We start from the raw sequence: 15,675 nt of genomic DNA, 5'->3' as shown, positions 1-15,675 counted from the left end.
ACTAAAAAAGAGATTGCTTAATAAGTTTTAATAAATTAGTTATGAGTACAGATTCACCAGTTAATTCTCCCGACAAGCCAGAATCTAACTTTGGGGCGCGTGTAAGAAATTTCTTAATTGCCATAGTAGCGATCGCCCTCAGCGTTGCCTTAATCTTGGGACTACGAACCCAGACAACTACAGCTTCTGTGAGTCAGTTAGGCGAGTCATCCACACCCCTAGAAGTAGCTGTTAGCAACGGCAAGCCTTCAATAGTGGAATTTTATGCTGACTGGTGTACTGTCTGCCAGAAAATGGCGCCAGACATCGCCGAACTAGAAAAGCAATACGCTGACAAGGTGAATTTTGTCATGCTGAATGTAGATAATACCAAGTGGTTGCCAGAGATGCTGAAATATCGAGTTGATGGCATTCCCCATTTTGTGTTTTTGTCTAAAAATGGAGAAACCATAGCCCAAGCGATCGGCGATCAACCCCGCATGGTGATGGCAAGCAACTTAGAAGCTTTAGTTACTAATTCCTCCTTACCATATGCTCAAGCTAGTGGTCAAGTTTCTAAATTCTCAGCCCCAGTTGCACCAACACCTAGCCAAGATGATCCCCGCAGTCATGGCAGTCAAGTAGTGAATTAGCAAATTTATCGCAGAATTGAGGAGTTAGGAGTTAGGAGTTTGTTATTTCTCCCCATCTCCCTATCTCCCCACTCCCTATCTCCCATCGCTACTATGATAAGAATCTAAAATTCCACTGCGAATAACTAGTTGCGGCCATATCAACAAAAAAAAGCCCATCCATGTTAACACAGGGATAGATATCAAGATTGTTAACCAGATAGCTTTAAATAACAACCAGCTACCACTAATCATGGTTACACCCGTAAGCATTATAGACCAGGGCTGACACCACCAAGGTTTGTAGTTCCAAGGACTTAAAGGCTTTTGTTCAGACATTAGTTTTATTGAGTAAATTGGCAATTAGCATCAAAGTTAAGAAAACCAAATTCAAGTTTTTTTTAATTAATAAATTCTGGGGGTTGAAGTCCCCCACTTGGTTATCGGTAAGTTTTGTGGCGCAGTCTAAATCCCCATTGCAAAACTTAATTACGAATTATTTTAATCAGGTTTCCATTTGTCTAAAGATACATATTCGTTCTTTAACAAATCTAAAGCCTGAATACTGCCACTTGGATTTAGAACACGGAACCAATAAATTGTGACATTTTCGTTGGGATGTTTTTCAAATACTTGAACTGTGTAGTAAGGTTCATCTGGAGTCGGAGAACCATTAACCATCGCCCCAACTCGTATACTTCCCTTAGAGAGTCTTTCAATTTCTTTTGCCTTACGTTGTACTTGTCGTAGTTTCCACACTAAGTTCAAAGCTGTCTTTTCATCAATCTCTTTGGAATCCTGAACAACATTCGCAGTGGTATAGTTGTTTAAATCAGAGACAAGTTGGGAGGTGTTTAGCTTGATATCAAAATGGTTTGTAGGAATTTGAGTAATGTCCGCGTGACTTTTTACTCCTACTAACAAAGAAGCCATGAGAGAATACCAGAGTAAACTTGTCATAAAGCGATACCTAAAAGTTTTTGTTCATTCCCAATGCAACTTTAACATTCTACTATTTGGGAGAGTAGGGGCCTAAAAATTTCTCGCCATCGAAATGGATTATATGATCGGGTACATCAGCAATCCAAACCTCAGTTTCCCAGGCAATATCTGGTGCAAATTGACGGAAGGTTTGACGATCAAGAAAAGCTGTAACAAAAATGATATCAGCTTGACATTGCTCTGTAAGCTTTTTCAATTCTAAAAGTCGTATGGGAGAAATTACACCAGAACTATGTACAGCTTCTATTAGATACAGCCAATTTCTTTGCTTTGAATATGCTACTACGTCAGGTAATTCACCATCTGATAATTCAAAAAAATTCAAAGCCTTTAGACGGTCAGATTCTAAATGCAAAAATCTCTTAGCAGTGTCACCTACATATAATACTTCAGCACCATATCCATAACGTGGTAAAAACTCTTCTATAATCTTTTTCTGCAACTCATTATGCTTACCTGGACTGAAATCTAAAGTTTTACCTGATGGGAATATGACAGAAATTGTATGTAAGTTGCGATTATCTAAAAGCTGTTCTTTTAGTGTAATCTTATTTTTTAAAAATTCTGCTACATCGTTTTCCCAAGTTTTAGACCCAAAGGCTTTGATTAAAGCAGCATACTCTGGATTTAATGCAAATCGCCGTGTACCATCATTTCGTGCAGCATTTGGATTCGCAGCACTTGCATTAATAATTCCCGCCAAAACAGTTAGCTTTAAATCTTTCCTTCGGATATCATCATAAGAACTTTCAGAAACATTTTCATCAAAATTATTATTCCAGTATCTGATAATCTCTCTAGTTCTTAAAGCATAGGAGTGATCAACATTTGCCCAATCACTGCTTTGTTTGACGTTAGCTACAGCTAAAAAAGCCATTGCTATCCTTTCAATACGCCTTTGTGTAATTCCTGCTAGAGGTACACCAAATTTTTCAAGTATGTATAAAGCTTCATTAATCAGCCGTTGCAGTTGCATCGGTTTATTTAATTTGGAAACATACTGTGGTATTTGAGACATCCAAAAGAATTATAAAGGTAACGATAATTGAATTGGTGGTTGACGTTGTTGTATCTCTTTTGATGACAACCTGTAATCTGATTGTAGATAATCTCGAACACTTGCAGCTAGGTGAAATGCAAATAATGGTGGTACTGCATTACCCACTTGATTAAAACAACTGGTTTCTGTGCCAACAAATTCAAACCAATCAGGAAAACTTTGTAATCTAGCAGCTTCTCTGAGAAATAAACGCCGCCGCCTACCATCAGCAAGTTTAATTCTATGCATATCACCTGTCGCCCCAGCCAAATTTCTACAGGTTAAAGTTCTTGCTGGTTTATCTAAATGTAGGTCACGAGGACGTTTACAAAAAGATGCTTTTTCATACTTGGCTACATATTCATCCATGCTAGGTGTGAGAAACTTTGATTCTGGAGGAGATAAAAAAGCTAGTTCTTCTAAAGCTTCACCAGCAGTAATTTTTCTTGTCAAGAATTTCGGTAATTTAAAGTTTCCTTTATGACCTACTACTATCAAGCGCTCACGATTTTGAGGAACGCCAAAGTCAACAGCATTTAATAAGTTACAGTCTACTATGTAACCTAAATTCTGTAGAGTTTGAACAACTTCATCTAAGTACCACTTGTTCTTATATAGCAGTCCTCTAACGTTTTCAAACAGCCAAATTTCAGGACAAAGTTTCTTGACTGCGCTAATAAAAATTGGAAAGCCATCTCGTGAATCTTGCAACCCTTTTTGGTTTCCTCCGACACTAAAAGGTTGACAAGGTGGCCCACCTATCAGCACTGTTGCCGATGGTAATTCTATATCCGGTGTGAGTATAACTTGAGTGCAGTTTCCCTTTAAGTTGCGTCGATATGTTGCACATGAGTCAGCATCCATTTCAAAACCGTGCGTTTCAAAACCCTGTGCTTCAAAACCAAGGGATAAACCGCCACAACCAGCAAATAAGTCTACCACTAATGGACTGCGGGAAGATTTAGGTTTCAGTAGATGATTTATTTGATTGATGTAGCTCATCCTGCACTAGTTTACTCAAATTTATTGTTTGTCTATCATAAGCTTTTTACCTCTCCACCACTTCACGCACTAAAGCAGCCAATTTCTCAGCACTATCAGGAACAGCGATCGCCTTGGCATTTTCGCTCATTTTTGCTAATTCTGCTGTTGATTGCAACAAATGCAAAACCTGATTTTGCAAACTTTGCGCTGTTAACTCCGATTGTTTAAACGCTAACGCCGCACCCGCTTTCGTAAATACCTCTGCATTGTAAGATTGATGATCTTCAGCAGCAAAAGGATAAGGAATCAAAATTGCTGGTGTTCCACACACCGCTAATTCTGTCAAACTACCAGCACCAGAACGACTAATTGCTAAACAAGCGCGTCGCAATAATGGTGCCATATTGTTGTAGAAGGGTAATTCTATGTATTGCGGATGCTTGAGGCTATTGGCATCAGGATCGCGATCGCCTGTTAAATGTACCACATACGCACCCGCATCAAACCAAGCTGGCGCCGCTTGGCGTACCAATTTGTTGACAGCAACCGCACCCTGACTACCACCAAACACGAGAATTAAAGGAACATCATCAGGAATTGGTAAATCCAGCGTCACATTGCTGGCTGCATCTAGGAATTGGGAACGCACCGGAGTACCCACACATACATTTGTGGCGCGGGGTAAATATTTCGCCGCCACGTCAAATCCTAACGCCACCGCCGTACACCAAGGCCCAAAAAAACGTGTCACCTTTCCTGGTAAAGCGTTAGACTCATGAAAAACTACAGGTAAACCCAGGGAACGCGCCGCTATTACTGCTGGCCCAGCGATATAACCCCCTGTAGTGAACACTCCTTGAAAATTACCCTGTTTGAGGATGCGCCTAACTTTGATAATCGAACCAATGAGTTTACCCAAAATCACAACAGAGGAAAATCCAAACCCTTGCTGAAACCCTTCAACTGCAATAGTATTCAAAGGATACTGTTTGGGGACAAGTTGAGTTTCCAGCCGATTGGGCACACCCAGCCATTCGATATCATAATCTGGGAGTTCTTGCGCCAATGCGATCGCGGGAAACAAGTGTCCACCAGTCCCACTGGCAGCTATTAGTAATTTTATCGGTGTGTTTGCCATCGAACCCCTACCGTTTAGCGCCTAGCTTCACTAAGATAAAACAATTTCCTGACTTCTGTACTCAAATCAGTAAACTCTTACCAAATGACTAACATTATTGCTTTATTACTGAAACGCCAACACAATTTTTCCGCTGGTATCGGACTGATTGTATCGCTACTGACACTCGGTGTAACCAGTATGCAATCTGCTCAAGCTAATACACCTAATAATGCACCAGCTGATCTCAAAAACCTGTTGACAGAAATTGATACATCAGCAAGCGCTGGCGATGTCAACAAAGTGATGCAATTCTATAGCCCCAATTTCGTGCATGGAGATGGATTAAACCGCCAGACACTGCAACAATCTTTAACTGCACTGTGGAAACAATATCCCAAATTGCGATACAGCACACAGCTACAATCTTGGAAATCTGAGGGTAATACTATTGTCGCCGAAACAGTGACTAAAATAACTGGTTTACCTTCTGCTAACGCGAATAATTTGGCTTTGAATGCCACAATTACATCTCGTCAGCGTATTACAGATGCAAAAATTGTCCGCCAAGACATTTTATCTGAACGTACCTTGATTACATCTGGTAATCAGCCACCCCAAGTTGATTTTCAATTACCACAGCAGGTAAAAGTCGGTCAGCAGTATAGTTTTGATGCCATTGTCAAAGAACCGCTGGGTGATGATTTTCTCTTGGGATCGGCATTAGAAGAATCCGTCCAAGCCAACAAATATCTCAACCCCACACCCGTGGATTTGCAACCACTGACATCTGGCGGAATTTTTAAAACAGGACGCGCACCATCCATCCCTGGTAATCAATGGATTTCTGCGGTGATCCTCCGGGGTAATGGTATCACAATGATAACTCAGCGTTTGCAAGTGGTGAAATAGTAAGGCGCTGCGCGCGGGAATTGGGAGTGGGGAATGGGGAATGGGGAATGGGTAATGGGTAACGGGTGATGGGTAATGGGTAATAGTAAAAACCAATTACCAATTACCAATTACCAATTACCAATCCCCCCCATCTCCCAATTCATTCATCTACCCAATAAAGATAAAATCGTTCACTATCCACCCATGCTCTCTCAAAATTTTTGATAGGAGTAATCTTTAAATTATTTGGATTTAATTTCAGTTTTCTATGTAAAATCAGCAAAATTCTCTTTGGAGACTCTTGACTCTTTAATAAATCACTTATTTGTCTTAATATCTCAGGTTGTTCGACTTCTTGACGCCCTTTTTTAAATAATGTAAAACTACCCATTTCTTGACGTTCTGGATAGTAAAACTGGCGATTAAGATAACCCGATAATGCAGCCATATTTGCATCTCTACTGGCAACAATAAATTCCTTCTCTAAGTGAGATTTTTGGATATAATGAGCCGTTTCACGACTGGCTGAAAATGGAATGATTAAATCTCTTGCAAAACTAGAAATTCCTCCCAGAAATTGGGCATAGAGAATTATCATAAAAGCAATATGATGCCATTTTTGACCAAATTGCAGTAAGTTGGTTCCGATAGAAAATTTATTGGTTAAAAATGTAGAATCCTGATAATAACTTGCCAGCCATAACGCTGCAATCAGGACTAAATAAAAATGTCCAAAATGCCGAGGACTTCCTGCAAATCTCAAATATGTAAATGCCAGGATTACGCCATTACCTATAATATAAAAAAACAGAGGAAATGGCTTTTTACATAATTTAATTACGATGAAAGTAACGATAGATAGAGCAATAAAAGCACATACAGTTAAATCCAGCCATCTTTTATGTGGAACAATTAAAAAGTAACTAGCAAACAATCTATCTATACTTCTCAATAAATTGCGGATATCTAATTGCATTATCCATCCATTATTTAATCCGCCATGAAGATAACTATCTACTGGAGGAGTAACAATATAAATTGTCAAAATAAAAGAAAATATAATAATTCCAATACTTAAAAATAAGTCGTATTTGTGGCTTTGGCTAAAATACTGCTTTCGATGTTCACTATCAAAACAAAATTCGACTAGCAAAGTTAATGCCAGAGAAAATGATACAAAGAAAGCGTAGATACTACTATTAGCAAGTAAACCTAATAAAATTGCTAAATATAAATAAGTTCTTTTTCTAGATGTAAAAATTTTACAAAAGGCGAAAATAAACAGCAAGCTAAACGCATAATTTCGACAAATTATAAAATATTCATAAAAAGGGAAAAAACCAAATGAAAAGAAAAACTTTTGTTTATAGTTAAAAGGACTGTATAAGCAAAAAATAGTAATTGCAGCAATTGTAATCGCTAGATGAAAGATTTGCATGGCAACGGGAGTGTCAGCGATTCGTCTGACAAATGCCAAAGAGAAATACCACAAAATAGGATGACCTTCATAATGAATATTTGCAATTAAATCTTGAAAAGATTCACTATCTCTGACAATCAGCCAAGGATTTAGTTCATCTCGCCACATCGAATGGTTGAGAATACCTATTAAACCGAGAACTGAAAAAAGAATTATAATCAACCAAGGAGAATGAAAAGGTAAACTCGAAATTCGATTAATTACTTTTTTTGCTAGCATTGCTTAATTTTGAGTATTTAATTAAAATTAAAGCTTTTTAAATATAAGTTGTTCTGATAATAGATTTATGATAGGCTTTGACTACAGTATTTTATCTTATTGGGCAAAAATTTTAAAAATTAAATAACCGATTTCTTCAATCAGTCGGGTATATAGTTCCAAATTGTTGGACAATTGACAATTGACAATTGACAATTGACAAACAATGATTTCCCTACAAAATCAAATTATTTTGATTACAGGTGCAAGTAGTGGTATTGGTACTGCTTGTGCTAAAGTTTTCGCTGGTGCAGGTGCAAAGCTGATTTTAGCAGCACGGCGCTGGGAACGTTTGCAACAGCTAGCAGATGCACTCACTAAAGAGTTTGGTACAGATATTCATTTAATACAGCTAGATGTGCGCGATCGCAATGCTGTGGAATCTGCCATTTCTAACCTACCCGCCGCCTGGTCTAATATCGACATCCTCATTAACAACGCTGGTCTCAGTCGCAGTTTAGACAAGTTGCACGAAGGCGACTTTCAAGATTGGGAAGAAATGATTGATACCAACATCAAAGGTTTGCTTTACCTCACCCGCTATGTTGTTCCCGGTATGGTTAGCCGTGGTCGCGGTCATGTGGTCAATCTCGGTTCCATTGCCGGACACCAAGCTTACCCTGGTGGTAATGTATATTGTGGTACGAAAGCGGCAGTGAAATTAATTACTGAAGGATTAAAACAAGATTTGTTGGGAACTTCCATCAGAGTAACTTCCGTTGACCCAGGTATGGTAGAAACTGAATTTAGTCAAGTGCGCTTTCATGGAGATACTGAACGCGCAGATAAGGTTTACCAAGGAGTTACACCCCTAACCCCAGATGATGTAGCTGATGTAGTCTTTTTCTGCGTCACGCGATCGCCTCATGTCAATATTAATGAAGTAATACTCATGCCAGTTGACCAAGCTAGCGCTACTCAAGTATATCGGCGTAGTTAGAATAAAAACATTTCTACAAGATTAGGTTTGGTAAGGCTATGCAGACTACCGCCAACACAGAAGAAATACTCATACTTGAAGATGGTCAAGCACCGCCTCCAGGTACTGTTACTGCACCACGCCAACCAAAGTGGTACGACACATTTAATTATATTGCCGACCCCGAAAAGTTCTGTCGTCAAAATTTGCAAGAATATGGCCCCATATTCAAAACCAATTTCTTTGGTCGCACTAACATCTTTGTTGGCTCTGCTAAAGCAGTACAAATGGCGTTTAATGGGGACTTAAAATACACAGAAATTGCTTTGCCGGCAACCATGATGGATATGTTCGGCGAGTATAGTTTGTTTCAGCGCCCTGACTTACATCGCCAGCGGAAAAATGCCCTAGCCCCCGGACTTACAGGGCGTTTGCTTGATGAATATACGCCCTATACTAATGATGCGATCGCTCGTGGACTGCAAACTTGGGTAAGTCCTGGCAAAATTGCATTGTATCCAGCTGTGGAAAAAATCTGCTTTGATGTACTTGTCCCCCTGTTGTTAGGAGTCCGCTTGCATGACTCTGATTCGGAAACTTTTGCAGGGCTACCTTTATCTTCCAAAGCAGAGTTAAAAGCTTTGTACAAAACATACTTTGACGGCTTCTATGGGTTGTCTAAGTGGAAATCTTCCTTAACGAAATACGGTAGAGGACTCAAAGCACGCGACGCCCTCATTGATTTTATGCGTGCAGTCATCCGACGGCGGCAAGCAGAGGATAAATCCAATACCACAACAGACTTCTTAGGTATGATGCTAGCCAGCCAACAGCAAAATCCTGAAGGAGTATTTAGCAACGCCTTCATAGAAAATCAGTGTCTGTTGCAACTGTGGGCTTCACTCTACGAGATTACAGCACTCGTATCTTCGTTCATCTATCAGGTTGCTGAATATCCCCAGGTAATTCAGCACTTACGGGAAGAGCAAGCAAACATCGTCGGTAATCAAAGCAATTTCAGTGGATTTTCACCTGATAATTTGCGGCAAATGGTCTTTTTAGAGGCGACTATTAAAGAAACCTTGCGTCAGTTACCTCCTAGTGGTACAGCCAGCCGTTTGCTTACCAAATCAGTGGTCTTGGATGGTATGCTTTATGAAAAAGGCTGTGTCTTGATGGCTGAACCACGCATTGCACACATCATGCCAGAGCATTTTCACCAACCAGAAGTATTTGCCCCAGAACGCTTTTTACCAGAGCGTGGCGAGGGTAAAATGTACGAATTTTTTCCTTTTGGTGGTGGTGTACACGCTTGTTTAGGCGCACAAATGGCGATCGCAGTTACTAAAGTCTTCACATCTCATGTACTGCGTTTGTTTGATTGGCAGTTAACAGGGAAAGCAAAGTTTATCCAATTTCCTCTGAAGCGGATTAAGGATGATTATCAAATTGATATAATCAACAGAAACTAGTAGTCCGCCACACAAATTATGACAGGTGAAGACTGGGGAAAGGGAAAAGGGGAAAGGGAAAGAAATTAAAAACATGCGCCCCTTTTCCCCTTATCCTTTCCCCCGCCTGTCAAAATCTTTTTGGCAGGCTACTAGTCAAATTATTTATCGTCCCAAAGATATAGGCTTTAAATTCGTGGGTAAAAAAATACCTACGATTTTTTCTTGAGTTATAGCAAAGTACTGATTGCTGATACCAATTGGAAAAATGATTGCGACAGATGGAAGACTGGTAGGAGCGGGTTTAAAAAGATGATCAATTATTAATGATGATCTGGGTGAACCCGCCCCTACTGAGTTTCACAATCCAAAATCCAAAATGGTATGATTTCGCTTGAACAGCAACAAGCCTCATATGTATCTCTTCAGGTAAGGTGGAACGGACAGTCAAGTTTACTTGTTGATCTCCAAGTGAAGGAGAAAAAATGTGTGGCTTGATACAATAATTCCCAAATAACTGTTATATGCTTTCTAAGCCCTTTACTTTTACCCTTATTGCGGAAATTTCCGCTAGGAAACACCAGAGCGATAGGAAGTTACCCCTGAGTCAGTAAGGTTGATATTTATCAATCGTAATACTTCTGAACAGGTGTAAGTAATTTCCTACGCCCTGGTATTTACTTATTTGAAACTTTTTTAAATTATATTAATGCAAGTTGTAAATTTCTGTTTTGAAAGTTACGTAATCATCATAATACTTGTTAGATGAATAATTAAATATATTTTAAGAGTATGTTTGAAAAGTTTTGGGCGAATATAATTCGCTACTACACAGGCTAAGTCCACCTCCGTGGACTAATAAAAAAGTCAGGTTTTTAACCCGCGCAGGCGGTGAGACCAGTGCTGCGGGAGGGTTTCCCTCCGCAGGCAACTTTAGCGCAGCGTTAGCGAGCTTGCGAGCGTCACCCGAAGGGGTTTTGTTTGTGTAGCCGCGACTTCTAGTCGCCAGGGTTCTTTGCTATCTAAATTGCTTCTACAATAAGCCCGTACCGAACTCGAATCAAAACCGCTATATTTTGATAGCACATACCCGATCGCCCCATCAGCCATTAAAATCAATTTGCTGGCATAATCAGCAAGCATTGAGATTTCTGGAGTTTTGTCAAGACTGTGCTTACTTCCGTGTTACCGACAATCAACGCCCTCAAGCAACCCAGCAGTGATGCTTGGATAGAACAAGCGATCGCGAATTTAGACATTATATTGCTTGACCATTCCCACTGCGAACGCAAAGCAGCAGGCGTGGCATTAAATTTTATGTTTCGCTATCCTTCCAATACTAAAATGGTACGGGAATTAACAGCGATCGCCCGTGAAGAACTAGAACACTTTGAACTAGTTAACCAGTGGCTAGAACGCCGAAATATACCCCTGGCGCCTTTGTCGCCGCCTCCCTACGGTGCAGGTCTCAAAGCCCAAGTCAAACCCCAGGAACCAGAACGCTTTTTAGATTCTTTACTCGTGACAGGTTTAATAGAAGCCCGCAGTCACGAACGCTTAGGACTATTAGCTACTTACTGTCCAGAACCAGAATTAGCCAAGTTTTATCGCGGCTTAATGGCATCTGAGGCACGTCACTACGGTACATACTGGGTTTTAGCTGATACTTATTTTGACCGCGAAATTGTCATGCAACGGCTTGATGAATTGGCTACAGTCGAAAGTGAGTTACTCACAAGTTTACATCCAGAGCCTAGAATTCATAGCTAGTAAGCTGACAAACATAATTAAATGTAAAATGCCAACCAGATAAACCAGTTGCTGTTCGGCCTTTTTTCTCCTGCTTCCTGTCTTATACTTAATAATCATCTAATAGATATGATGCTTCAGTTAACACATATCAGGCTGTTAGTCTCCAACTTTAAAGAATGTTTTCTGTTTTACCGTGATGTGCTGGGATTTGCTATTGATTGGGGCGATGAAAATAGTTGGTACGCCGAATTACACACCGGAGATAATATTAAGCTGGCTTTGTTCAGAAAGGAGTTAATGGCTGAAGCAGTCCCCAGCGCCTATCAACCTTCGGCTATTGAATGCCACAACAAAGTTGCCTTGATTTTCGCTGTAGATAATGTAGATGAATTCTACGAGTATCTCAAAGAAAATAACGCCATAATTGTGACTCAACCTCAAGACCGACCAGCATGGGGACTACGAACTGCACATTTTCGCGATCCCGATGGCAATTTAATTGAAATATTTAGCAATTTGGGCAGTTGAAATTACAGTTTCTCTGTTAGCAACTAGCCAAGACTTTTTCTTTTTTCAATTGAGTAGATTTTGACTGCTGCTATCACTGGGTGTAGAAGTATAGGGGTGTGAGGATTTAGGAAAGAAGCAAGCGCCGAGTAAATTTTCATTGCTTGATTTCAAACCTAATTTTTTCATCCTACACCTCTAAAGGTTACATAATTTTCATTTTCTCTAAAAGCTCGTTTTCCTTGCTGAAATTTTAAAGGAAAAAGCGCTCGCCTATTTAACCTAATACTTTTGTTAACCCTCTTCGGTTATAACAAAGTATGTTTTGTATGAAAGAAATCTTCAGTCTTTGGGCAGGTATCTTTCAATAATATTTCTTTTACTATTCGAGGTAAACTGACAAATCTAAAAATTATAGATATGAGGCTGAGGTTTTAACGTTGATGCTTTGGACTGGAGAAAAAGCAAGGGAATTAAGTTATCGAGAAAAAGAACGATTTCACTCAGCACTACTAGAATTAATAGATTTTGTTTGTAATTAGTGATTGTACTTAAATGGGCGATCGCTAAATTGATATGTAAATTCCTGTAAGTGTACGTTGCAAGATACAGCTTTATCCCAGGAGAACATTAATCATGCCCAATTTTAAAATACTCTCTACTAGTATGGTGGCGATCGCCTTATCTGTGTCCACTGGTTGCACACCAGCTTCTCGGCAAAACCAAAACACATCTGAAGCTCCACCTGTTACAAGTAAGCCTGTACAAGCGACTAACAGTCCATCTCCAACCATATCCCCAACTGTATCACCAACTCCATCAGGGCGAAATACTCTTAGTTCTTCAGACAGACAGTTTATCAATGAAGCTGCTCAAGGTGGTTTAGCAGAAGTCCAGCTAGGACAACTTGCATCACAACGTGCAGCCAACAATGAGGTTAAACAGTTTGGACAACGTATGGTTAGAGATCATACCCAAGTCAATAATCAACTCAAACAGTTGGCAACCCAAAAAGGTATCACCCTGCCAACTACTCTCGACAGCCAAAATCAGCAACTGAAACAACGCTTATCTAGGCTTTCTGGTGCTAACTTTGATCGCGAATATATGAATCAGATGCTTCAAGATCATGAAAAGGATGTTTCTGCATTTCAAACTCAAGCTCAACAGGGACAAGATCCAGACGTGAAAGCATTTGCGGCTCAAGCCCTACCAACCCTTCAAGAACATCTACAACAGGCTCGTTCGATTGTTAATGCTGGAAGTTCAACTAGCACTCCAACTCCAACCACTACCCCAACTTCAAAAAGTACCCCAACGCCAACCACTACCCCGTAGTCATGTAGAGTGGGCTTAGCCCACCAAAATCTGGATCTAGTCTTCCGTGAGAATTTAAAATAAAGCGTATTTTGTCAATCAATTAAAATACTCAAAATCCTCTGCCTGCAAATAACAATTGTGCGTGAGGGAGGGGGAGAAGGCAAGCGTCGCTTGCATCCTCCCCCCTTTATTTGATTATTATGATCAACAAAATTTTTGACGCTTTGAGAGTATCGTCTAATGTGAGTTCTGCCAGAATTGCTATTCAGTGGGTAAATTGGGATATATATCCAGAAGATTTTTCTGTGCAAACCTGACCCACAAATGGTAATGAGAGATTATTACAGAGATTTTTTGATTCGTAACTGGGAGGCGGGCGATCGCACCAGAGCCGCCGCAGTCATTAGTTATGTACTATCAGAATATGGTCTGGGTTGGGAACCCAAGGGCGCAGACAAAGATGTGTTGCAAGTAGAGGAACATTACTTAGCAACTGGGGGTGAATTTTGGGTAATTGAACACCAAACTCAGATAGTAGGTACTGGGGCATACTACCCCGTACAGCGTGGGGAAAAAGCCGTAGAAATACGCAAAATGTATCTTTTACCAAGCGTCAGAGGTTTGGGTCTAGGGAAATATTTATTACAACAACTAGAAGCAGCGATCGCCGCCCGTGGTTTTCAGCAAATTTGGATTGAAACCGCCAGCGTTTTGGTGGAAGCAGTCAAGTTATATGAAAGCAACGGCTACAAACCAGCAACAGGTGTAGAAACAAAACGCTGCGATCGCGTTTATGTGAAGTCGCTACGCTATGGTCAGTAGTCAGTGGTCAATGATAAAAAGCAACTAACAACTGACAACTAACAACTGACAACTAACAACTAACAACTAACAAATGCTCAAAGGCTTACTCAACCTTTTTCTGCAATCCAATTGTCCCTTGTGTCAAAGAAGCACACCTGATGATTTATGTCAATATTGTGCTAAACAATTGCAAAGCTGTCACCACAAAGACCCTAGCTGTTTATGGCAAAAGCCAATACCGATATTCAGTTGGGGAGTATACGGTGGTTCTCTCAAACGAGCGATCGCTGTGATGAAATATGAAAATCAACCCCAGATTGCTCGTCCTTTGGGTCAATATCTAGCAGAGGCATGGTTATTAAATTTACCCTCTAATGAGCGACACTTAGTAGTAGTACCTATTCCACTCCACGCTAGTAAGCAAAAACAACGCGGTTACAACCAAGCTGCACTCATAGCACAAAGTTTCTGCCAAGTAACTGGGTTAAAATTAAAACAAAATGGTTTACAACGGTTGCGAGAGACAAAAGCGCAGTTTGGTTTATCAGCATCTGAGCGAGAAAATAACTTAGCTGAAGCTTTTGCTGTTGGGTCAGAACTTCGCGATCGCCGCCTAGATACTCCTGTGTTGTTAGTGGACGACATTTACACTACAGGTGCTACTGCTAATTCTGCTGTGCAAACACTTCGTCAGTGTGGCCTTACAGTCTTAGGGTTAGCAGCTGTTGCCACTACTGTCAAAGATAGACACATTAAGAATTCATAGGCAAGCTCTCGCTGAGAAATCTATAATTAACCAAAGAAAGGATGAAGTATAAAGGACGTTCTACGAAGTTATTACCGTTCCCCGGTGGGGTTGCCACAGGCTAGGGTAGTTTGAAAAAGAAGGTAACAAATCGGATTCAGAATCAACTGATTCATCCGTGTGTTTCACTTTACACTTCATCCTAGCCTTAAGCAAGCTGCCAAACCGTCTACATACTTCATACTTTAGGTAAACGATTATCCCGTGTTTGTGGGAACACTACTTAAAATGTATGAATAAAGCTTTTGCTGCGGATTTAAGAAAATTAATTATCGTTCCTGCTACATTGTTGGCAATTGGTATAAGTACAAGAACGGCATTTGCTCAAAATAAGTTATACAGTCCAATTCCTCTAACTACCGGCAGCACAGAACTTTCTGATACGCTTTCAGATAAAGACATTCCCACAGGTCAAGGTGGATTCGCCCGTGATTATGCGGTGAAGTTGAATAAGGGCGATAATCTAGCAGTTGATTTATCCTCGGATAATTTTGACAGCATCATCACATTGTTAGCGCCCGATGGCTCGACAATAGCAGAAAATGATGATGGCCCCGACGGCACTAGTAATTCCCTACTGTTTACTCGCATCAACGAAACTGGAACGTATATTATTCGTGTCCGGTCTTTTGGAGAAACTGGGGTTGGCGCCTTTAAACTGAAAGTGACAAAGCTGCAACCGATTAAGTAAAGTGCTGAGTGAGGGGGATGAGGGGGATGAGGGGGATGAGG

16 protein-coding genes are annotated in these 15,675 nt (G+C 40.3%); 10 read left to right on the top strand and 6 right to left on the bottom strand.

The window, feature by feature from the left end; genetic code table 11:
* Nucleotides 1-41 precede the first annotated feature (41 nt).
* The gene (locus tag I8748_RS15275; RefSeq protein WP_198125432.1) at nucleotides 42-632 is read left to right on the top strand and encodes a thioredoxin family protein; all 591 of its coding nucleotides are present in this window, start codon (nucleotides 42-44) and stop codon (nucleotides 630-632) included.
* A 75-nt stretch (nucleotides 633-707) separates the two neighbouring features.
* On the opposite strand, the gene I8748_RS15270 is transcribed toward I8748_RS15275, so the two are convergent.
* The 5 genes from I8748_RS15270 to murG form a co-directional block, all read right to left on the bottom strand.
* Nucleotides 708-950 carry a DUF6737 family protein gene (locus I8748_RS15270; RefSeq protein WP_198125431.1) on the bottom strand — a complete coding sequence of 81 codons (243 nt, stop codon included), beginning with the start codon at nucleotides 948-950 and terminating at the stop codon, nucleotides 708-710.
* 162 nt (nucleotides 951-1,112) lie between these two features.
* The gene (locus I8748_RS15265; RefSeq protein ID WP_225896427.1) at nucleotides 1,113-1,571 is read right to left on the bottom strand and encodes a hypothetical protein; all 459 of its coding nucleotides are present in this window, start codon (nucleotides 1,569-1,571) and stop codon (nucleotides 1,113-1,115) included.
* Between the two features lie 52 nt (nucleotides 1,572-1,623).
* Nucleotides 1,624-2,589, bottom strand: a complete 966-nt coding sequence (locus I8748_RS15260; protein WP_198125430.1) for a BsuBI/PstI family type II restriction endonuclease — start codon at nucleotides 2,587-2,589, stop codon at nucleotides 1,624-1,626.
* 51 nt (nucleotides 2,590-2,640) lie between these two features.
* Nucleotides 2,641-3,654: a DNA cytosine methyltransferase gene (locus I8748_RS15255; protein WP_198125429.1), complete on the bottom strand. Its 1,014-nt coding sequence runs from the start codon at nucleotides 3,652-3,654 to the stop codon at nucleotides 2,641-2,643.
* A 46-nt stretch (nucleotides 3,655-3,700) separates the two neighbouring features.
* Nucleotides 3,701-4,774, bottom strand: coding sequence for an undecaprenyldiphospho-muramoylpentapeptide beta-N-acetylglucosaminyltransferase (gene murG / locus I8748_RS15250; protein WP_198125428.1), 1,074 nt, complete (start codon nucleotides 4,772-4,774; stop codon nucleotides 3,701-3,703).
* Between the two features lie 84 nt (nucleotides 4,775-4,858).
* On the opposite strand from murG, the gene I8748_RS15245 reads away from it, so the two are divergent.
* Nucleotides 4,859-5,665 (top strand): nuclear transport factor 2 family protein, encoded by an 807-nt coding sequence (locus tag I8748_RS15245; protein WP_198125427.1) that lies wholly within the window; start codon nucleotides 4,859-4,861, stop codon nucleotides 5,663-5,665.
* A 142-nt stretch (nucleotides 5,666-5,807) separates the two neighbouring features.
* Here the strand turns inward: I8748_RS15245 and I8748_RS15240 are convergent, their stop codons facing one another.
* Nucleotides 5,808-7,346, bottom strand: coding sequence for a hypothetical protein (locus tag I8748_RS15240; protein ID WP_198125426.1), 1,539 nt, complete (start codon nucleotides 7,344-7,346; stop codon nucleotides 5,808-5,810).
* A 205-nt stretch (nucleotides 7,347-7,551) separates the two neighbouring features.
* Between I8748_RS15240 and I8748_RS15235 the strand changes: the two genes are divergently transcribed.
* The 8 genes from I8748_RS15235 (at nucleotide 7,552) to I8748_RS15200 (ending at nucleotide 15,634) form a co-directional block, all read left to right on the top strand.
* Entirely contained in the window at nucleotides 7,552-8,325 is a 774-nt protein-coding gene (locus tag I8748_RS15235) for an SDR family oxidoreductase (protein WP_198125425.1), read from the top strand.
* A gap of 38 nt (nucleotides 8,326-8,363) precedes the next feature.
* On the top strand, nucleotides 8,364-9,776 hold the full coding sequence (locus I8748_RS15230; RefSeq protein ID WP_198125424.1) for a cytochrome P450: 1,413 nt from the start codon (nucleotides 8,364-8,366) through the stop codon (nucleotides 9,774-9,776).
* A gap of 1,149 nt (nucleotides 9,777-10,925) precedes the next feature.
* Nucleotides 10,926-11,525 carry a tRNA-(ms[2]io[6]A)-hydroxylase gene (miaE, locus tag I8748_RS15225; RefSeq protein ID WP_198125423.1) on the top strand — a complete coding sequence of 200 codons (600 nt, stop codon included), beginning with the start codon at nucleotides 10,926-10,928 and terminating at the stop codon, nucleotides 11,523-11,525.
* A gap of 108 nt (nucleotides 11,526-11,633) precedes the next feature.
* Entirely contained in the window at nucleotides 11,634-12,035 is a 402-nt protein-coding gene (locus I8748_RS15220) for a VOC family protein (RefSeq protein WP_198125422.1), read from the top strand.
* Between the two features lie 615 nt (nucleotides 12,036-12,650).
* On the top strand, nucleotides 12,651-13,352 hold the full coding sequence (locus I8748_RS15215; RefSeq protein WP_198125421.1) for a DUF4142 domain-containing protein: 702 nt from the start codon (nucleotides 12,651-12,653) through the stop codon (nucleotides 13,350-13,352).
* 312 nt (nucleotides 13,353-13,664) lie between these two features.
* On the top strand, nucleotides 13,665-14,156 hold the full coding sequence (locus tag I8748_RS15210) for a GNAT family N-acetyltransferase (RefSeq protein WP_198125420.1): 492 nt from the start codon (nucleotides 13,665-13,667) through the stop codon (nucleotides 14,154-14,156).
* 73 nt (nucleotides 14,157-14,229) lie between these two features.
* A complete protein-coding gene (locus tag I8748_RS15205) occupies nucleotides 14,230-14,904 on the top strand; it encodes a ComF family protein (RefSeq protein WP_198125419.1) in 675 nt (224 codons plus the stop codon).
* Nucleotides 14,905-15,175: 271 nt separating this feature from the next.
* A complete protein-coding gene (locus I8748_RS15200) occupies nucleotides 15,176-15,634 on the top strand; it encodes a PPC domain-containing protein (protein WP_198125418.1) in 459 nt (152 codons plus the stop codon).
* Nucleotides 15,635-15,675 lie beyond the last annotated feature (41 nt).

It is taken from the genome of Amazonocrinis nigriterrae CENA67, from assembly GCF_016056305.1.
Lineage (GTDB): Bacteria > Cyanobacteriota > Cyanobacteriia > Cyanobacteriales > Nostocaceae > Amazonocrinis > Amazonocrinis nigriterrae.
Note: the sequence above shows the minus strand (reverse complement) of the source record. Positions and strands in the feature narration are given on the sequence as shown.